The organism is Rasiella sp. SM2506 (genome assembly GCF_050859505.1).
Taxonomy (GTDB): Bacteria; Bacteroidota; Bacteroidia; order Flavobacteriales; family Flavobacteriaceae; genus Marinirhabdus.
Map to the genome: position 1 here is coordinate 1,930,897 of NZ_CP193934.1, position 19,311 is coordinate 1,950,207.

Annotated in this window: 23 protein-coding genes and 1 pseudogene; 16 read left to right on the forward strand and 8 right to left on the reverse strand. The window is 35.4% G+C overall.

What is annotated here, in order from left to right; translation table 11 throughout:
* Nucleotides 1-33 precede the first annotated feature (33 nt).
* From ACQ2HF_RS08725 to ACQ2HF_RS08740, 4 genes are all read left to right on the forward strand, one after another.
* Complete coding sequence (locus ACQ2HF_RS08725) at nucleotides 34-708, forward strand: ABC transporter ATP-binding protein (protein WP_432410047.1); 675 nt, start codon at nucleotides 34-36, stop codon at nucleotides 706-708.
* A gap of 29 nt (nucleotides 709-737) precedes the next feature.
* Entirely contained in the window at nucleotides 738-2,150 is a 1,413-nt protein-coding gene (locus tag ACQ2HF_RS08730) for a TolC family protein (protein WP_432410048.1), read from the forward strand.
* Nucleotides 2,151-2,573: 423 nt separating this feature from the next.
* The gene (gene hpf, locus ACQ2HF_RS08735; RefSeq protein ID WP_432410049.1) at nucleotides 2,574-2,885 is read left to right on the forward strand and encodes a ribosome hibernation-promoting factor, HPF/YfiA family; all 312 of its coding nucleotides are present in this window, start codon (nucleotides 2,574-2,576) and stop codon (nucleotides 2,883-2,885) included.
* Nucleotides 2,886-3,719: a universal stress protein gene (locus tag ACQ2HF_RS08740; RefSeq protein WP_432410050.1), complete on the forward strand. Its 834-nt coding sequence runs from the start codon at nucleotides 2,886-2,888 to the stop codon at nucleotides 3,717-3,719. It begins immediately after the preceding gene.
* A 49-nt stretch (nucleotides 3,720-3,768) separates the two neighbouring features.
* Here the strand turns inward: ACQ2HF_RS08740 and ACQ2HF_RS08745 are convergent, their stop codons facing one another.
* The 6 genes from ACQ2HF_RS08745 to ACQ2HF_RS08770 form a co-directional block, all read right to left on the reverse strand.
* Complete coding sequence (locus tag ACQ2HF_RS08745; RefSeq protein ID WP_432410051.1) at nucleotides 3,769-4,230, reverse strand: pyridoxamine 5'-phosphate oxidase family protein; 462 nt, start codon at nucleotides 4,228-4,230, stop codon at nucleotides 3,769-3,771.
* A 383-nt stretch (nucleotides 4,231-4,613) separates the two neighbouring features.
* Nucleotides 4,614-4,910 (reverse strand): thioredoxin, encoded by a 297-nt coding sequence (gene trxA / locus ACQ2HF_RS08750; RefSeq protein ID WP_432410052.1) that lies wholly within the window; start codon nucleotides 4,908-4,910, stop codon nucleotides 4,614-4,616.
* Entirely contained in the window at nucleotides 4,900-5,544 is a 645-nt protein-coding gene (locus ACQ2HF_RS08755) for a DUF998 domain-containing protein (RefSeq protein WP_432410053.1), read from the reverse strand. Before ACQ2HF_RS08755 ends, trxA begins: the two co-directional genes overlap by 11 nt.
* A gap of 101 nt (nucleotides 5,545-5,645) precedes the next feature.
* Nucleotides 5,646-6,356, reverse strand: coding sequence for a VIT1/CCC1 transporter family protein (locus ACQ2HF_RS08760; protein ID WP_432410054.1), 711 nt, complete (start codon nucleotides 6,354-6,356; stop codon nucleotides 5,646-5,648).
* Nucleotides 6,357-6,419: 63 nt separating this feature from the next.
* Nucleotides 6,420-7,322, reverse strand: a complete 903-nt coding sequence (locus ACQ2HF_RS08765; RefSeq protein WP_432410055.1) for a hypothetical protein — start codon at nucleotides 7,320-7,322, stop codon at nucleotides 6,420-6,422.
* Nucleotides 7,323-7,332: 10 nt separating this feature from the next.
* The gene (locus ACQ2HF_RS08770; protein WP_432410056.1) at nucleotides 7,333-7,740 is read right to left on the reverse strand and encodes a hypothetical protein; all 408 of its coding nucleotides are present in this window, start codon (nucleotides 7,738-7,740) and stop codon (nucleotides 7,333-7,335) included.
* A gap of 100 nt (nucleotides 7,741-7,840) precedes the next feature.
* On the opposite strand from ACQ2HF_RS08770, the gene ACQ2HF_RS08775 reads away from it, so the two are divergent.
* From ACQ2HF_RS08775 to ACQ2HF_RS08790, 4 genes and pseudogenes are all read left to right on the forward strand, one after another.
* A complete protein-coding gene (locus ACQ2HF_RS08775) occupies nucleotides 7,841-9,352 on the forward strand; it encodes a PAS domain-containing sensor histidine kinase (RefSeq protein ID WP_432410057.1) in 1,512 nt (503 codons plus the stop codon).
* Between the two features lie 2 nt (nucleotides 9,353-9,354).
* Nucleotides 9,355-10,404 carry a response regulator gene (locus ACQ2HF_RS08780; protein ID WP_432410058.1) on the forward strand — a complete coding sequence of 350 codons (1,050 nt, stop codon included), beginning with the start codon at nucleotides 9,355-9,357 and terminating at the stop codon, nucleotides 10,402-10,404.
* Between the two features lie 70 nt (nucleotides 10,405-10,474).
* Nucleotides 10,475-11,311 (forward strand): universal stress protein, encoded by an 837-nt coding sequence (locus tag ACQ2HF_RS08785; protein ID WP_432410059.1) that lies wholly within the window; start codon nucleotides 10,475-10,477, stop codon nucleotides 11,309-11,311.
* Nucleotides 11,312-11,454: 143 nt separating this feature from the next.
* A pseudogene (locus tag ACQ2HF_RS08790) lies at nucleotides 11,455-11,574 on the forward strand (hypothetical protein); the annotation flags it as partial.
* Here ACQ2HF_RS08790 and ACQ2HF_RS08795 read toward each other — a convergent pair.
* Nucleotides 11,572-11,832 (reverse strand): OsmC family protein, encoded by a 261-nt coding sequence (locus tag ACQ2HF_RS08795; protein ID WP_432410060.1) that lies wholly within the window; start codon nucleotides 11,830-11,832, stop codon nucleotides 11,572-11,574. The pseudogene ACQ2HF_RS08790 and the gene ACQ2HF_RS08795 overlap by 3 nt on opposite strands.
* Before the next feature lie 327 nt (nucleotides 11,833-12,159).
* Between ACQ2HF_RS08795 and ACQ2HF_RS08800 the strand changes: the two genes are divergently transcribed.
* The 3 genes from ACQ2HF_RS08800 to ACQ2HF_RS08810 all read left to right on the forward strand — a co-directional run bounded on the left by ACQ2HF_RS08800 (nucleotide 12,160) and on the right by ACQ2HF_RS08810 (nucleotide 13,971).
* Entirely contained in the window at nucleotides 12,160-12,564 is a 405-nt protein-coding gene (locus ACQ2HF_RS08800) for a hypothetical protein (RefSeq protein ID WP_432410061.1), read from the forward strand.
* A 10-nt stretch (nucleotides 12,565-12,574) separates the two neighbouring features.
* Nucleotides 12,575-12,964 (forward strand): hypothetical protein, encoded by a 390-nt coding sequence (locus ACQ2HF_RS08805; protein WP_432410062.1) that lies wholly within the window; start codon nucleotides 12,575-12,577, stop codon nucleotides 12,962-12,964.
* 371 nt (nucleotides 12,965-13,335) lie between these two features.
* Nucleotides 13,336-13,971 (forward strand): hypothetical protein, encoded by a 636-nt coding sequence (locus tag ACQ2HF_RS08810; RefSeq protein ID WP_432410063.1) that lies wholly within the window; start codon nucleotides 13,336-13,338, stop codon nucleotides 13,969-13,971.
* Between the two features lie 89 nt (nucleotides 13,972-14,060).
* Here the strand turns inward: ACQ2HF_RS08810 and ACQ2HF_RS08815 are convergent, their stop codons facing one another.
* Nucleotides 14,061-14,891, reverse strand: coding sequence for a universal stress protein (locus ACQ2HF_RS08815; protein ID WP_432410064.1), 831 nt, complete (start codon nucleotides 14,889-14,891; stop codon nucleotides 14,061-14,063).
* Between the two features lie 169 nt (nucleotides 14,892-15,060).
* Here ACQ2HF_RS08815 and ACQ2HF_RS08820 point away from each other — a divergent pair, with 169 nt between their 5' ends.
* The 5 genes from ACQ2HF_RS08820 to ACQ2HF_RS08840 all read left to right on the forward strand — a co-directional run bounded on the left by ACQ2HF_RS08820 (nucleotide 15,061) and on the right by ACQ2HF_RS08840 (nucleotide 19,309).
* A complete protein-coding gene (locus ACQ2HF_RS08820) occupies nucleotides 15,061-15,570 on the forward strand; it encodes a c-type cytochrome (RefSeq protein WP_432410065.1) in 510 nt (169 codons plus the stop codon).
* Nucleotides 15,571-15,576: 6 nt separating this feature from the next.
* Nucleotides 15,577-16,155 (forward strand): fasciclin domain-containing protein, encoded by a 579-nt coding sequence (locus tag ACQ2HF_RS08825; protein ID WP_432410066.1) that lies wholly within the window; start codon nucleotides 15,577-15,579, stop codon nucleotides 16,153-16,155.
* 33 nt (nucleotides 16,156-16,188) lie between these two features.
* Nucleotides 16,189-18,153, forward strand: coding sequence for a Sec-dependent nitrous-oxide reductase (gene nosZ / locus ACQ2HF_RS08830; protein ID WP_432410067.1), 1,965 nt, complete (start codon nucleotides 16,189-16,191; stop codon nucleotides 18,151-18,153).
* Between the two features lie 104 nt (nucleotides 18,154-18,257).
* Nucleotides 18,258-18,872 (forward strand): hypothetical protein, encoded by a 615-nt coding sequence (locus ACQ2HF_RS08835; RefSeq protein ID WP_432410068.1) that lies wholly within the window; start codon nucleotides 18,258-18,260, stop codon nucleotides 18,870-18,872.
* Entirely contained in the window at nucleotides 18,869-19,309 is a 441-nt protein-coding gene (locus ACQ2HF_RS08840; RefSeq protein WP_432410069.1) for a nitrous oxide reductase accessory protein NosL, read from the forward strand. Before ACQ2HF_RS08835 ends, ACQ2HF_RS08840 begins: the two co-directional genes overlap by 4 nt.
* The last annotated feature ends 2 nt before the right edge of the window (nucleotides 19,310-19,311 follow it).

A 19,311-nucleotide genomic window follows, 5' to 3' on the forward strand; every position in this document is an offset into this window, starting at 1 on the left:
TTAACGTTTTTACAAACGCACCAAAAATAAATTATGATACTAGAACTAAAAAATATCAACAAGTGGGTCTCTCAAGGAGGCCAAAGAATTTTTCTTTTAAAAAATCTCAATCTCCAAGTAGAGGAAGGTGAGTTTATTTCCATCATGGGGCCTTCGGGTTCTGGAAAATCTACGTTGCTGAATGTAATAGGAATGCTGGACGGGTTTCAAGATGGTGAATATAATTTTCTTGAAGAATCTGTACACAGTATGAAAGAGAAAAATAGATCCAAATTGTATAAGGAATATATCGGATTTGTGTTTCAGCAATATCATTTAATCGATGAGCTTACTGTGTACGAGAATATTGAAACGCCATTACTGTACAAAAATGTAAAAAGTTCCGAACGCAAAGCACTAGTGGCAGATATGCTGGACCGATTTAACATTGTAGGAAAAAAAGATTTGTTTCCTAGTCAGCTAAGTGGCGGGCAACAACAACTTGTAGGCATTGCAAGAGCCCTGGTGGCAAAACCCAAGCTCATCCTAGCAGATGAACCTACGGGAAATTTGAACTCACAACAAAGCAAAGAAATTATGGAACTCTTTGCCGAACTCAATAAAGAAGGAGTTACCATAATTCAGGCAACACATTCTGAAGCGAATGCTTCCTATGGCACAAGTACAATTCATCTGCTGGATGGCATGAGGGATCGAAGTAAGGCCTAAGAACACATCATCAATCAAAATAAATCATAATGACTTTTAAAATCTTAATGTTTTTGGTCTTTTCTGGATCGATTCAAAGTTTCGCACAAAGTGAAACCTATACCCTCGAAGATTGCATAGACATTGCATTCGAAAATAATTATGACCAGCAGTTGGCAAAGTTATCTTATGAAACGGCTCAGATTAATTTTAAACAAAATCGTAATACTTTATTACCAAGTATTAACGGAGATTATAATCTAGGTGTGTCTCAAGGACGTAGTATAGATCCTTTTACGAACGATTTTGTAAATGAACAACTCACCTTTTCCAATGCACGCCTAAGTTTGGATGCAGTAATTTTTAATGGGTTTAGATTATTAAATAGTCTTAAGCAATCTAAGCTGAATAGAGCAGCAAGTGAAATGGAAGTGGCAGAAGCAAAACAAAATCTCGCTATTGATGTTACCCTTGCCTTTCTTCAGGTGCTTAATGCTAGGGATGTAGTTTTACTTACAGAAACAAGACTGGAAAGTACAAACGAGCAACTAAAACGACTTAAAGTCTTGTTTGATGAAGAAAGTGGGAATCCAGCAGAATTTCGCGACTTACAGGGACAGATTTCTAATGATAAAGCTACACTTATTACAGTAACAAACAGTCTAAAAACTGCCGAATTAAACCTGAATCAATTATTGAACACGAGCCAAAAGATTACTGCTAAGCAACTAGAAATCTTAATTAATTTTGAACCCTATAAAGCTTCCGCAGAAGAAGTTTATAACGATGCACTTGAAAACTTACCAACTTTTAAAGCGCGTACGTTAAGACTTGAAGCAGCCGAGAAAGGAATAGCGGTGGCAAGAGCACAATACATACCTCAAGTAAGTGTTTTCGCAAATGTGAGTACTAATTATTCCAGTGCTGCTCGTCTATTTACAGAAACAGGCAGTTCAATTCTGGAAACAGGAGATTTTGTAACCGTCGATGCTACCAACATTCCAGTTTTTACCAATCAGACAAATTTTATCGCTGAAGATATCTCATATCAGGACCAATTTGAAAATAATGTGAACTCAGCTTTTGGTATGGCCGTAAGTATCCCCATTTTTAATGGGTTTCAGGTAAAGAATACTATAGCCTTGGAAAAAATCAAGAAAAAAGAAGCACAAGTTGCTTTGGAAAGAACACAACTAGAAATTAAACAGGCTATCGAACAGTCTCATAATACTATGCTAGCTGCATATGAGCGATACAAAGTACTGGAAAAGCAAGTTACGGCATATGCAGAGTCTTTTAGAATTAATGAAATACGTTTTGAAAACGGAGTTTCTAATAGCGTTGAGTATATAATAAGTAAGAATAACTTAGAAAATGCACAAGTAAATATTGCTAACGCAAAGTATGAATATGAACTTAGAGTAAGAATTTTAGATTATTATCACCGAAGTGATTCCTTTTAATGTGCACAGTAATACTTAGTTAGTAAATCAAGAAATAAATAACGAATATTTTATAAGCCATAATTCGACTACTTTTTACAATTCTTTGTATCCTCATCTTTTATATCGGCCGTCATTTTTTCTTGTGATAGTTTCATGTCCTCATTCACCTTTCGGTCTGCGATTTTCGCATAATGCTGCATAGCCCGTAAATTTTTATCACCTACCATGTTGCCTATAGTTTCCAATAAAACGTCATGGAAAGGGTTACGGTGGTGGCATGTATGTCTGGTTAAATGCGAGTGAATGCTATCATTGAGATGTTTACTTTTTTAAAATAAAGCTAGGTAGATAGTTGGTGGTCATAAGTTTTAAGACTGATAAATATCATAGTTATCCTGAGCACTTCACAATATATTTGATGTTCATTATTACTATTTAATTATGATGCTAAACATCCAGTACGTTAAAATGAAGACCAGTGAGAGTATGTCCGCATATGTAACAAAAATGCTTCAGAAGATTTCAAAAAAATATCAATGGGTTATTCGTACCGAAGTGTACTTTAAAATGGAAAATGATCCAACGGAAAAAGGACATATCTGCGAAATGGAAGTGAGCCTTCCCGGACCTAAGATTTTTGCTACTTCCAACGAAAATAATTTTGAGATGGCGGTCAAGGAAACCATAAAAGATATTGAAACACAACTAAAAAAGCGAAAAGCAAAATTTACGAACCAAAATATATCCTCTTAGATGAAAAAAATACTGATACCCATCGATTTTTCTGAACATTCAGAATATGCCCTACAAGTGGCAGCCACCATAGCTAGAAAACATAAGGCTTCTTTAGTCGTCCTACATATGATGGGGCTTTCTGAAGCTGTTTTGACCAAAGATGAATCCCAAGAAATGTTTGAAGCTATTTACTATATGAAGTTAGCCGAAAAACGATTTAGTGAATTTTTAGACAAAGACTATTTGAAAAATATTCATGTTGAAACTACGGTTCAGAACTATAAAGAATTTCATGAGATACAGAGAGTGGCTAAAGATTTTGATACCGACTTGATTGTAATGGGTTCTCACGGCGCCACAGGCTTAAAAGAAGTATTTGTAGGTTCCAATACCGAAAAAGTAGTTCGTACTTCCGAAATACCTGTACTAGTGGTTAAGAATAGAACGAATAATTTTAAAATGGAAAAGGTTGTGTTTGCGTGTGACTTCAATATGGATTTTGTTGAACCATTTAAAAATGCCTGGAATTTCTTTAAAAAAATTGGAGCGGAGTTTCAAGTAGTTTTTATCAATACGCCAGAAAAATTCCTAAGTAACCAACAAATGCAGGAACGTGCCTTTGCATTTATGTTGCATAGCGGCATTGATACTACCGATGTTTATGATACTACAGCATATTATTGCGACTATAGATTAGAGAATGGGATTTACAACTTCAGCAACGAGGTTGAAGCAGATTTGGTTGTGATTCCTACACACGGCAGACGAGGTTTGGCACATTACTTTTCTGAAAATGTTGGCGAAGCGATTGTAAATCATAGCGATCTTCCTATTATGACCTTTAAAGTGTAGCTGTTGAGGTCTGGTTTCTAAGAAAAGTAGATTCGTGAGATAACAGTTTTTAATTTAAAAATTTCCGCATTCTTCCGGTAATTTCTTCAATATTGATGGTGAATACAATAGGTGTGTCATCTTTATAGATTTTACTGGAAAACTGACTTATAAAATCCATGTCCTGTAATTCTTTTCGTAAAATAAGGTCTTTTACACCTAATGAGAATTGATGTAATAAAGCTTTCGCAGTAACACCTTTCATTTCTTTATAAGTGCCTTGAACCATAATCGATTTCCAATCGTTCATCGAATTTATAGTAGTTACAGATAATGCAACTGCGTTATTTTTTCGCAGAGCAGTAATCTTATGTCCGTTTGCTGAGTAGCATATAATGTTATCTTGTTCTTTGTTATAGAAGTAGGTGATTGGCACGACAAAAGATTTATTTTGAAATATATAGCCCAGACTACCAATATAATTTGAGCTAAGCAATAACATTTTTTCTTTAGTATCTAAGGTCTTTATCATAACGTTGTGTATTAAGTTCTTTATAATGGGACTATGCTATGCGTACAGAAGGAAGTATAAATCATTATCTATTATTTATAAGGGTGTTTAAAGCAATCTCAATCAGTATAGAAAAAGCTGTTTTCACGTTCATTGGGAGGCATCTTTTGTTGCTGTTTTCGAGTTTGTAACCGGTCAGCATCTAACATACATAGATTGTCTGTTTTTTTTGATAGTATACTTCACGAAGCTTCTGGTTTCCGAAAAACATCTCAAATTTTATTTATCAATTAGTGCTGTTAAAAACATATATATGAATTTCGATGCTAGATAAACGTACTACCTGTTTAGCAAACCTCATAAAATTTAATTATTTCGCTACTATCCTATATACATTACTCTGGTTACTTCGAGTTGATAATGGTTATAATTTCATTTTTCTGAAGCACTCCAGATTGTCGCCATACTTGCTCACCATTTTTGAATAATAGCATCGTAGGAACTCCGCGAACCTGATATTGGGCGGCCAATGACTGATTTTTATCGACATCAATTTTTACGATTTTAACAGCAGCTCCTAATTCTTCTTTAACTTGAATTAGAATAGGGGCAAGTGCTTTACAAGGACCACACCACTCCGCGAAAAAGTCAACGAGTACTGGTATTTCAGAATTGATAATAGTTTGAAAGTTACTTTTCATCTGTATGTAAATGTTTTTTTAATGCATTATAATGTTTTGTTCTTGAGCCAGACATCTTTCTATTCTTAAATTGATAGGTAGTTAGAGCATAAAATAACCATCCAAAAGAAACCAAAAATAAGATGCGTTCATAAATACCTCTATATTCCGGGTATTGCCACATGAGTAGAGGAACGATAAATGCCAGACAGAAGACACCAAAAGTTTGCCATTGGTGTTTCCTTTTTTTAAGTATAAAGATAAGTAAGATACAAAATAGACCAAAGGCAAAACCAGTAAGCATAGAAAAAAGGGAATGCAAAGCATCGCTTGTATAATTGAAAATATGCTGATGTGCATCTAATCCCGCAAGTTGATAAACGCCAGTAAATAACAAAGTGGTACAAAAAAAATACAGTGCCGTTAGCTGTTTCCAGTAGGTTACTATTTGTTTTGTGGCCAAAACTACAATAGCAAGGCTAAGGACTATAATTGTGGTGTTCGCCAGCCAATTGCCAGGTACTTTCTGTGCGCCCAATTCACTAATTGTATTTTGAGTTAATGAGTACCCGTTAAAAGAAAATAAGGGTAGTACGAACATGGTAACTACGAGTAGCACATAGGCAAAAACATATATTTTGGCGTACAGTCTCATCCTTCAGTTTTTAAAATTAAAATAGCATTCGTAATCGTGTTTTCGTGACGGCATCCTTTAATGAAGGACTATTTTTTTTAAATTATTACAATAGTTCCCTCTTAAATAACATTAAATAAATACCCAACTAACGCAGTCAATCCCATTGCTGCTGTTCCCCAAAAAGTTATTCTTACAATAGCTTTTCCAATTCCTGAACCTCCAGTTTTAGCAGCCACAATTCCTAAGATTATAAGAAATATGAGTGCAGAGCCATAAAGGAAATATTCAATATTTTTTAAAGGAAGAAATAGTGCTACTAGTAAAGGAAGCACTCCGCCTAAAGTAAATGCCGCTCCCGAAGCTAAGGCTGCTTGTATAGGTTTTGCTTGACTTAGCTCATTAATTCCCAACTCATCTCTCACGTGGGCACCAAGAACATCATGTTCCGTTAATTCTTTAGCAACCATGAGAGCGGTTTCTTTTTTAAGACCTCTTTTTTCATAAATTTCTGCTAGTCGTTGTAATTCAATTTCTGGCATTTCTTCTAATTCTATTTTTTCTCTTTCAATATCTGCCTGCTCTACATCAGTTTGTGAACTCACCGAAACATACTCTCCAGCTGCCATCGATAATGCACCAGCAACTAGCCCTGCCAACGTTGCTAAAATAATAGGATCTCTTACGTCGGTTGCCGCCGCAACACCTATCGCAATACTTGCAGTAGATAAAATACCATCATTAGCTCCAAGCACCGCAGCTCTTAACCAATTACTTCGGTGTATGTAATGGTTGTCTAAGTACGTGTCTAATGTTTCAGATGTTTCCTCCATATAGTTACTGTTTTCTATACATAAATGTAATGTATATAGTGTAGGCTAGCATACCCTCTCTTTTCAAAGAATAAGCGGGTTTAATTTATACTTTCTAAGTACTGGCAACAAGCGCTCTAAAGGAATCTCGATTGAAAAGGTGCCTGTGTAGGACGGACACATTATACAATCATCAAAATAATATTCCACTTTTAAATCATCTATTACAAAATTGTCTTTGTATTCAAAAAAATCTTCAAAAGAGATTTCCCAGCAATCGTAATAGATATCGCCGCTATTAATTTTTTCGGTAAGCACTTCATTTAATATGGTAGTCATTTCTTCTTCAGTGCCCTTATTAAAAAAGTCTTCATAATTCATAAATACGGAGCGCTCTAAATCAAAGTTCAAACAATCGAATGTGTATGATGGATGCAAAGTTCCAGCGTAATAATTCTCTTTGTAAAACAGCACACTAATAAGTTTTTCATTTCGATTGTAAATTTTATAATCAACAAAACGCTTTTCTTTAAACCTATTAATGTGCAGTGTATCACAAATGAGTTCTTTATCTTCTAGAATACTAGCTTCTACACCAGCAATATCCATATAGGTTTTCTCCAGATATTCATTGAAGTTGTGATACGATTCTTTGAGGTTTTCGTTTAGATAAGGATAGGTAAAATCAATTAAATATAAATCTTCTTCTTTATTAAAAGTCTTTTGTATGACCAACGTTTCTAATTCTAATTTATCATCTTTTTTATCGATAAGATTTTGTCTTTTTATCACAATAGATTTAGTCTTTCTTAATTCAGTATCGTTATGAGTATTATAGATAGAATCGAAGGGTAATACTTCTTCAAAAGACTCCACACCTTTGTCAATCGTTTGAGGTGCTTTTTTTATAGCTCCTTTGGTGTGTTCTTTAGCATCGTTACAAGAGAAGAGTACCATCGTAATAAGTGATAAAACAAGATATTTCATAGTTGGGGAATTAGTTGGTATTAAAAAGCATTTTAAGTTTTGTAATCATAATAAGCTCACTTTTGTTGGTACCTCGAAACGAATTCGCGATTTTATCTATGGTTCTTAAAATGAGTTGTTTTCTTTTTACTGAAAATAATTTTTTGTGTTTTTTATAATAATTGCTAAAACCCGTGAGACAGTCTTCGGCATCCATACGTTCATAATCAAACCACTCAAACACAATAGCTATTTGGTATACTGCATCTGCCCCAAATTGGTCTTGATAGTCATCCATTTGCTTCCATTCCTCTTCTACTAGTGTGCTTAAAACTTTGTATTCTGCTTCACGCACTACCCTGTCTGCCGCGGCTACTGCGTAGAATAATTCACCTAATTTCTGGTAGAATACTATTTCGGGGGTATTTATTTTATTCATCGTACTATATTATTTATATTGTAAAAATACATTTGAGACATGGGCTAGACTATGATATTTATCAGTTAGAATTCAAATATATATTTGGTATTTTTGAAGTATGGAGGTTTTTAAAAAAGGGAGTAATGTGTTTAAAATTCTATCAGAAGCTATTTCTGAAGGAATCGTCATTGTTAATACTACGCAGACAATAGTAGCAACAAATATGGCAGCGAATTTACTTTTTGGTTATGATGAAGAAGAGCTTCTTGGGCAGCATTTAGATATCTTGATCCCTAAAAAGTACCATAGTGGCCACCACAAACATGTGAAAGGTTTTATGAAAGATAGTGGTAAACGTCAGATGGGTCACGGTCGGGATTTATATGGTCGTCGTAAAGATGGTTCACAATTTCCCGTTGAGGCAGGGCTTAATCCTTTTTCAGTTTATGAAAATGACTACGTAATGGCATTGGTCATTGATATTTCGATTCGAAAAAAAGCGGAGCAAGAATTAAAACATTGGGCCAATATATTTAATGAATCTCTTAATGAGATCTTTATTTTTGATGCACAGACGCTTTTTTTTATTAATGTAAATAAAGGAGCGTTATCAAATATAGGATACAATATAGAGGAACTTAGAAGAATGACGCCCGTCGATATCAAACCAGATTATAGCAGGAAAGAATTTATGGAAAAGATTGAACCCTTGATTAAGGGTTCTTTAAATAAGCTGAAATTTAACACATTGCATAGGCGTAAAGATGGTTCTACCTATCCGGTAGAAGTACATTTACAAAAATCCTCTACTGGAGATATCGACACCTTGGTTGCCATTATTTTAGATATAACCGAGCAAGAACAATACACGCAAAAATTAGAAAACACCGTTACAGAACGCACTCGCCAACTGGAAGAAGCTCTTAATAAAGAAAAGGAGTTGGGAGAGTTGAAAACTAAATTTCTCTCGTTGGTGTCACACGAATTTAAGACACCTTTAAGTGGCATACTCACTTCTGCAACCCTTGCAGGAAAATATGTGAAAGAAGAGCAGCAGGATAAGCGGGAAAAACATTTAAAAACCATTCAAGGTAAAGTAAAATACCTTAATAATATTATCAATGACTTTTTATCTATTGAACGTATGGAAAGTGGAAAAGTAAATTATAAGTTTACCAATTTCCCATTGAGCAAGGTAGTGAACGAAGTAATTTATGATGCAAATATGTTGCTTAAAGAAGGACAGCATATAGAATACCCTGAAAATATAGATGCCATTTTTATTGATTTTGATGAGAAGATATTAGAACTTATTTTGACGAATCTGGTGAATAATGCGATTAAGTATTCTTCTGAAAATTCTATGATATACCTAACAGCAAAAGAAGAAAAGAAATTATTGATCCTAACGATAAGTGATGAAGGGATTGGAATTCCTGAAGACGAACAGAAATATATTTTTAATCGATATTTTAGAGCAGAAAATGCTTTGCTTAATCAAGGTACTGGTATAGGGTTAAACATTGTGAAAACACACTTGGAGAATTTAGGCGGCACCATTATCTTTACAAGTAAACCTAACGTAGGTACTACATTTAAAGTAACACTGCCGTTAAGTAATGACGAATAATTATGAAAACGATCCTTTTAATTGAAGACGATACGGCATTACGTGAGAATACAGCAGAGTTATTAGAGCTTGCTAATTACACGGTATTTATGGCACCCAATGGTAAAATTGGAATCGAGGTAGCAAAAAAACAACTTCCAGATATTATTGTTTGTGATATCATGATGCCTGAGGTAGATGGTTATGGTGTTTTAGAGGCAGTTTCATTAGAACCTACGACAACACACATTCCATTTATCTTTTTATCTGCAAGAACAGAACATAAAGAAATTAGAAAAGGAATGGATTTGGGTGCAGACGACTACCTTACCAAGCCCTTTGAAGAAGACGAACTTATAAGTGCTATTGAAAGCAGACTGGCCAAAGCAGAAATACTGTCTAAAGCACTTGATTCAACTTCAAAAAAAAAAGAAAATGAAGGGAACATAAGAAACCTCCATGAACTTAAGAACTTATTTGACGATACAGGGGATATAAAATCTTTTGCCAAGGGAGACGTTATCTATAAAAGAGGGGGGCACTCTAATTATGTTTATCTAATAACAAAAGGTATTGTAAAGTGCTCTCAGACAGAAGATAGCGGCAAAGAGTTAATCACAAACTTATACAAGACAGACAGTTTTTTAGGTTTTACTTCCTTTGATCATAACATACGCTATGAAGAGACTGCTACTGCCGTTGAAGATGTAGAACTATCAGGAATTTTAAAGAATGAACTCAAAAATATACTTGGTAAAAACCAAAACGTTTCATTAGAACTACTGAATGTTCTTACCGACAATATCACAGAAATAAAGGAACAGCTACTACAAATGGCCTATAGTTCTGTTAGAAAAAAAACAGCGCAGACAATTCTACAATTTACACGTGTTCTCAATAAAAAACCAGACGAAGCTATTAAAATTTCTCGTAGTGATTTAGCTAGTGTCGCGGGTATTGCAACCGAGAGTTTGATACGTACACTTTCAGAATTTAAGAAAAAGGGATTGATCGAAATTGAAGGCCGAAATATAAAAATAATACAACTTCAGGCACTCGAAACAATAGAATAACTTAAAGAACTGACTTTTATCATATTCCATTATAAGAGGCATTAATACTTTTGAATATACAAAAAGTACAATGCAACAATTATTAATCCCAACCGATTTTTCTCAGAATGCGTGGAATGCAACACAGTATGCGTTGCGATTTTTTAAAAAGGAAACCATTACGTTTCATTTTTTGCATATTGATATTTCACTTCAAAATAGTAGCGATCAAAACCTGCACTACTCAGGAGTTTCTACAAAAAAAGATGTGCCAAATCATATAAACTCTGAAATGGATGCCTGGATGCAAAAAGTGTATACTCATTATCCAAACCCAAAGCATACGTTTAAAAAGTCTGTTGTACAGGCACCTTTTGTAGAGGGCATAAGAAATTTTATTCTAAAAGAGAATATTAATTTTATGGTCATGGGAACCAAAGGCGCTTCAGGTTTAAAAGAAATGACACTAGGTAGTAGGACAGGCGCAGTCATAACTCGCGTAAAGTGCCCCATACTGGTGATACCAGAAGAAGCTTCTTTTAAAAATCCTCTCACCATTGGTTTTCCTACAGATTTCAATATGCTTTATAAACATAAGGTAATAGACACTTTGCTAGCTATCTCAAGGGTCTCTCACTCTTCCATAAAAATTTTACGGGTTGCCCAGACACAAAAACCCTTGGATAATTTTCAGAACAGTAATCGGGAGCTATTAAAGGAGCGATTGTGTGATATTCCACATAGTTTCCATGTAATTGAAGATCCCAATCTAGAAAACGCTTTGCAGTCCTTTGTAACTACAATGCGAATAGATATGGTAGCAATGATTGCAAAAAATTTAAATTTCTTTCAACGCCTATTGTTTAAACCGCAAGTAACAAGAATAAGCTACCATATGCACATTCCTTTCTTGGTACTACACGAGTAATCTCAAATCGCTACGTTGATTAAAAATCGTGTTGCTGATAATTGTCATTTTTTAATAAGTTATATGTGTTTGTTTTTGAAGCATTTAAATGCTTTATAATGAAAAAAATTGTCATCCCAACCGACTTTTCTGAAACTTCAATGAATAGCATAAAATCATACAAGGAAACCTAGGAGATGATAGACAATCCACGCCCGAAAATAGTACTAGCAGGGAGTGGGATGGTTACTGGCGGGAGAGTGTTAACATACCTGAAACAACTAAGACCGCACTAGTACCTCTATTTTCATGGTGATGTTAGATTTTATAGAGTTGGAAATTAAACAAGCAGCTTCAGATTTTTCAACAATACGTTTTGCACGCTCAACATCTTTTTCGTTTTTAATAAAAACTGTGGGTTTCAATACTATTTCCGTCATTAGAAACTTTCCTTCCACATTCTCTAAAATACCACTCGACTTGCAACTGAAAGCTGAAAATTCCAATTTTGAGTGTTCTGCAATGGCCAAAAAAGTAGTCATTAGACAACTACTCACCGAGGCAGTGAATAAATGTTCGGGAGACCATATATTAGGCAATCCCTTAGGGAATTATGGTGGTGTTGCTACCTCAATACAGTTGGCGGAAACCGTATTACCTTCGTTTATTTCTGGGGAGCTTACGATTCCCTTTCGGTCTTAATTCCAGTCGAGATCTACATTATAAATATGTTTTTCCAGGATTTAATTTTCTTTGAATTCGATTCTTGAAAATTAGATAGGTTAGTGCTATGACTAAATGATATTTATCATTTTTTGATGGAATTTTCTGTGCTACTTTAGAATTTTCAAAAATTAATTTCAATAGGAATGGAATCTCAAACTCCGGCACAACTAATTTCAAGACTAGAAACACCCGTGTGGTTTTCGATAACCCCATATATGGAACAGGATCTTGCATTTATAAAGCAACTACTCACCGCGCCCATTTTTAAACAGAATGTACCCAATATGTTCGAACGCTTTACGAAGTACCTTACCCAAATAGACAAGGTGTCAAAAAGGGTAGCGACATTTAGTAATGAGGTAAAAATATTTAAGGAAAGTCTCGAAAATTATTCTAAAGAGGATACTCTTTCGATAGACGATTTTTATTATGAGAGACAAAAACACTTTACGAAGGATTACATAAAACTGAGTACTATATTTTTAGAATTGAAGTCTGATGTATTCACTTATTTAAGTGGCGCACTCCTCACAAAAAAAACACCCTAAAATTAAAATTATGAAAACAGAAACGTTAGAACGTGATATGCATATGGAAGCCTTAATATGGAAATCCACTTTGCAACGAACGGCAGAGCAACTGGATTGTATGAAAAACAAATTATACAAAACAAAAATTTATTTTGATAGGTTAGATACTAATAATGTATGGGATAATTATACCACTACAGCAACCCATTATTTAGAGAGAATCGAACTCTTAAAAAACCGTGTTTCTAAGTTTGAGAATAAGCTTACACTTCTAAACGAATGTGATATGAATTGTTTTGAAGAGGCAGATGCTATTTCAATTTTAGTAGAAAGTTGCAGCAAAAATGTAAAAATTCTCTTTTCAAAGATTAGCGATTATACAAATCGTACTATTTCAGATGAAAAATTTCAAAACTGATACATGTCATTTCTTACTGCCTAACTGTAAGCTACTTTTACTTCATTACGATGAGCTCCACTTTCTAAGACCTTGTAGTAGATCACACTTTAGAAGTTATGTACGGAAAGTTTTACGAAGGCAGCAAAATTGGAGCAGAGTTGCATAGCTATGAAAACAGATTACGGCCTCTCTATAAAATATTTAAAAGATCGTTCAACAGCTGATTGATATAATAGATTTTCACGCAGACGCAAACAAACCGAAGCGAATTATTTTTAAAATGCTTGCAGAGATAATGAAAAAGTAAACAGAAAAACTTTTATAACAACCCCAGTAATGAAAAATATAGCTAAAGAAACAATCAACACTACTTTTAAAAAATAAGCCAAATGAAACCGATATCAATTGTAGTAGTACTAGCCATTATTATAGCGGGTTGCAGCTCCGCAAAACTAGTCCAACAGTATAAAAATCCAGATGCCATCAATTTTGAGGCAAATAAAGTACTCGTTGTTGGTATTTCAGCAGACAAAGATCTTCGTCGCGCTTATGAGAAAAAAATGACTGAAGCGTTAGACAAAAAAGGTGTGATAGCTGTAAAGAGTATAGACTTTTTTGAGAAATCTTTTACGGATAATAAAAAATCCTTGGTACAACTTAATACAATCGAAAACCAACTAGTAGAAGCAGGTTTTGATACGGTTCTCTTTACCAAAATCACAGGGAGAGAAAGCCGAGTAAGCGTCGTTAATGCCTACCGGGATTTTTCTAATAACTATCCAACTTTTGAAGATTACTACTATGGTAATCAGCATCTTTATTTTAAAGAGCAACAAGAACGCTATCAAGTCTACACTACAGAGACTTCATTATACTGCATTTGTCCTGGTAAAGAGCGCGAGCTCTTATGGAGTGGAGAAATTGAAGTGGTAGATGCCAATAAAGTAAACCGAAACATTAGCAGCTACATCACCGTACTTTTTAAAAATTTAGAAGAAAATAAACTAGTATTACTTAAAAAATAAAAGTACGAATCTACAGCGCAAAGCCAATTGAAATTCCCTTTACTGCAAGCAAATGCAGGGAAACATTCAATTAAGGAGCATTCGTAATCTTAGCGATGTAAGAACAACAAAGGTATGAGGGTTCCGTGGGCTAGTTGCGAAGATTCTGAGCCAAATAACAATCGTTCCAAAAATGTTTCTTTTTCAATAAACGCGGCGTGAATATCTACTTTCAACAGTTGTGTTGCCGTATTTACCGCAATCAATCCAGGGATGGTATTCAGGCAAAAGTAAGTGTAGGGATGTTCCGGAAATAGCGCTCGTAAGCATGTAGTTTCCTCTCTGCGGGAACTAATTGTAGTAGCATCAAGCTCTAAAACATTCAGCTCACATTGATGCATATCTAGCATTTCTTTGAAAACTTTAATTCCTCTAAAAGAAAAATCCTCACAATGTTCTGTAGAGAAGAGCGCGCTTTTTATACTAGAATAGCTATACTGCTCTGGTATGATTAAGGTAGGACAATCTATGTTTCTAATAACTTGCAATGTATTACTGCCAAAAATCATCTCTTTTGCTCCGGTTGCACCATTACTTCCCATAATAATAAGATCTATCGCATGAAATGTAACAGCTTGATCTATGGAAGATACAAAGTCATCATAATCAAACAACCCGTGGAATGTGTATGCTTGAGATTTATATTGCTTACTTAATTTCTTGACCAGCGTCGTGATTAATTTTTTGTTGTCTGTGGCAATGCTTTCATAAATAGTATCTGTAGGAGAACCTGTTACCAAATCATCACTAATGTATTCTGAAATTTTCTGCACATTAAGAATATAAAAATTGCATTCCCAATTTTCAAAAAAATGCATTGCGTAGTCTATGGCATTCATAGAATTTGCTGAAAAATCTGTTGGCAATAAAATATTTTTCATTTTTCCTGAGGTTTTATAGACGAAATATATCCAGAAAGAAAAGCTTGTGAAATGATAAATGTCATACCCTGCTCAGGATTATATTTTCAGGGTGTTGGCGATATGATATTTGTCATATTCTATGAGAGTTTTGCCTCCTAAATTTGTGGAGTATTTAAATCAAACCAATATGAAAACCAGATTAAAATTAGTACTCGTAGTCTTTTCTAGTCTTATCATTAGTTGCGGCGGAAATGATGAGAAAAAAGAGAAAGAACAAATTAAACTTGGTCAAAAACCAAATGTAGAAACGAAAGTAGAAACCCCTGTATCTGATGAAGTTCCTGCTTCAAAAAGAATTACGCTGGATAATAAAGGGGTGGGGAAAATTAAAAATCTAGAACTCAATCCAACAATAGACCAAGCCATGGTGGAAAGAGGTGCTGCCCTTTTTAAAACCAACTGTACGGCCTGTCATAAAATTGGAAAACGGTTTATAGGTCCTTCACCTTCGGGAATTATGGAGCGTAGAAGTCCAGAATGGATTATGAATATGATTTTAGATCCCAAATTGATGGCAGAAGAAGATCAATGTGCAAAGGATTTGTTAGTCGAATTTAACGGTGCTGCAATGGCAAACCAAAATATGACTGAAGCGCAAGCGCGTGATATCTTAGAATACTTCCGAACCTTAAAATAATAGACCATGAAACCATATAATTTAAAATTTTTAATTGGAATGCTTAGCTCCGTTCTACTCATATTCGGTTGCAAAAATGAAACAAATACTGCGGTAACTTCTACATCTACAGAAGCGAAAACCATATCCTCTAAACAGCAGGGGCAGGCTTTTATCGAAGGAGATGTTTCAACACCCAATGTGCTACAAATAGCAATAAACTCTCCAGACCACACAACGTTAGTGGCTGCTGTCCAGGCCGCAGATCTTGAGAATGTCTTGGTAAATGCAGGGCCTCTCATGGTGTTTGCTCCAACCAATGAAGCTTTTGAGGCGTTGCCTGCGGGAACCGTAGAAGAACTCTTAAAACCAGAAAACAAGCAGAAACTGGCAACTATTTTAAAGCATCACGTAACCGCTGGAAACTATGATAAAGACTTTTTAAAGAACTTTAAAAAGCTAGGTCAGGCAGATGATACCAACGCTACCGTAGAAGTGAAAGGTGATGATGTATATGTAGGTGGTGCAAAAATTATAGGGAGTGTAAAAGCAGGTAACGGTATCGTGCACGTTGTAGACAAAGTGATTTTACCAGAATCAAATTAACAATAAGTAGGAAAACAACTAAAATCTAAAAAAATGAAAAAATATAAATTTCAACTCCTATCACTATGTGGCGCACTACTATTCCTTACAGGTTGTGGTAACAACAATGGTGGTACTAAATCGAGTGGGGCATTAAATTCTAGCGCGGCAGAAAAAGTATATGTTGCGCCAGGGGAACACGACGAATTTTACGCATTTATGTCCGGCGGTTATAGCGGTAACTTGACTGTGTATGGCTTGCCTTCTGGTAGAATGTTTAAGGAAATTCCTGTATTCTCACAATTCCCAACCTCTGGTTATGGCTATTCTGAAGAGACCAAACCTATGTTAGAGACTTCTCACGGATTTGTGCCCTGGGACGATTCTCACCATCCAGATATTTCGCAAACAAATGGAGAGCTGGACGGTCGCTGGATTTTTATTAACGGGAATAATACCCCCAGAATCGCGAGAATTAGTTTAACCACCTTTGAGACTGAAGAAATTATAGAAGTGCCTAACAGTGCAGGGAATCATAGTTCTTCTTTTGTTACTGAAAATACGGAATATGTAGTAGCAGGTACTCGATTCTCAGTTCCTATTCCACAACGGGATATGCCCATTAATGAGTATAAAGGTAACTTTCAAGGAGCACTATCGTTTATAAGTGTCGATCCCGAACACGGCCATATGGATATTAAGTTCCAAATAATAATGCCTGGTTTTAACTACGATCTTTCTCATCCAGGACGTGGTAAATCACACGGTTGGTTCTTTTTTACCACATACAATACTGAGGAAGCTAACACCTTACAGGAAGTTAATTCATCTCAGAATGATAAAGATTTTATTGCAGCAATAAACTGGAAAAAAGTGGAGGAGTATGTGAACAATGGTGGTGGAACTAAAGTACCGGCAAATTATGCACATAATATCTATGATGAAGCTACCCATACAGCTACCAGCACGATGAAAAAAGAAGTTCTTACCGTGAATCCACTTGAGGTGCCTGGCGCTGTATTCTTCCTACCTACGCCTAAATCACCTCATGGTTGTGATGTTGACCCTTCTGGTGAATATATTATTGGTAATGGTAAACTGTCTGCCGATCTTACCGTTCACTCTTTTGACAATATGATTGCTGCTATTGAAGGTGAAAAGTTTGATGGTGAAGCCTACGGAATTCCAATTTTAAAGTTTGAAGATGTCCTAGCTGGAACTGTAAAAAGCGGTGGATTGGGCCCGTTACACACAGAGTTTGATGGAAAAGGAAATGCATACACCACCTTCTTTATTTCTTCGGAAGTTGTAAAATGGAAACTAGGTACTTGGGAAGTTATTGATAGAAAACCTACTTATTACTCCGTAGGTCACTTGATGATTCCAGGTGGTAATTCAAGAAAACCTTTTGGTAAATATGTAGTAGCGTTAAATAAAATTACAAAGGATAGATATTTACCTGTAGGTCCCGAGATGGAACACTCCGCACAGATCTATGATATTTCTGGCGAAAAAATGGAACTACTTTATGATTTCCCTACGCACGGAGAGCCACACTACGCTGCTGGTATTCCGGCCGAGTTATTAGCATCAAAAGCTAAGAAAATCTATAGACTAGATGAAAATAAACACCCGTATGCCGTGACGAGTCCAGATCAGGCTAGAGTAGAGCGGAAAGGAAAAGAAGTGCATATCTACATGTCAACCATACGTAGTCACTTTACACCAGATAATATAGAAGGGGTGAAAGTTGGCGATAAGGTGTTTTTCCATATCACAAATCACGAGCAAGATTTTGATGTACCGCATGGGTTTGCGATGATAGGACAAAATACCTCAGAGTTACTGGTAATGCCGGGACAGACAAAAACATCTGTTTGGGAACCTAAAAAAGTAGGTGTGTGGCCGTTCTACTGTACAGATTTCTGTTCTGCTTTGCATCAAGAAATGCAAGGGTATGTTAGAGTTTCACCTGCAAATTCAACTATTGAATTAAGTTGGTCTTTAGGCGAAGATTAACACATAAAAAGTATTAGCGTCTTACTGGTTAGTGTTTTTGATTCTAATACTAAGGACGGGAGTTGATCGACTGCTCCCGTCTTTTTAACTCTTATTCAAAACAAATGAAAAAGGCATCCTTGTTAATGATTATTGGCTCTTTGCTCTTATTAGGCTTGTTCAAATTTCCGTTATGGAATATTATGCTAGGTGCGCCACAATATCCTGAACCTTTGGGGATGAATATCTACATAGATGGCATTCAGGGAATGAACGAATTTGACATTCAAAATATTGATGGGCTCAACCATTACATAGGGATGAAAACCATTCCTAAACCAAAGGATATGTGGGAATTTACTGTTTTTCCGATAGTAATAGGCACCATGGCAGCATTAGGTGTACTTATAGGTGTGTTAGGGTTTTTTGGTAACGTAGGTTATCAATGGTTTCTAGGTTGGCTTGTTGTAATGACCTTGTTAGGCATACTAGGAATGTATGATTTTAATCTCTGGATGCTAGATTATGGGACAAACCTTGATCCTAAGGCCATCATGAAATTACAAAATCCAGATGGTACTCCTATGAGTTATAAACCACCATTATTAGGACATCAAAAAATGCTCAATTTCGATGCATATTCTTATCCAAGACTAGGCGGTTATTTAATGGGCGTAGGAATGGTACTAACACTCGTTGCTTTTTTGGTAGGCAAACGTTCAAAAAATATAAAATCATGAAAATAGTAAGCAAATTTTGTTTTGTGACAATAGCCCTGTTTTTAATGGCTAGCTGTACCACAGGACCAAAATCGATAGACTACGGAAACGACGGTTGCCACTCTTGTAAAATGACTATCATAGATAAAATACACGGAGCCGAATTAATTACAGATAAAGGAAAAGTATTCAAATTTGATGCAACAGAATGTATGCTCAATTATATAATGGCCAATGAAGAACTTTCTGCACGTAGCTTGCTTACTAATTACTACGAAACGCCAACAGCACTTATTCCAACTAAAGAAGCGACATTCTTAATAAGCGAAAAAATGCCAAGTCCAATGGGAGCAAATCTTACGGCATTTAAAACAAAGGAAAGTGCAGTAAAAATGCAGATTGAAAAAGGCGGGGAATTATATACCTGGGAAACACTTAAAAACCATTTAGAAAGATAATT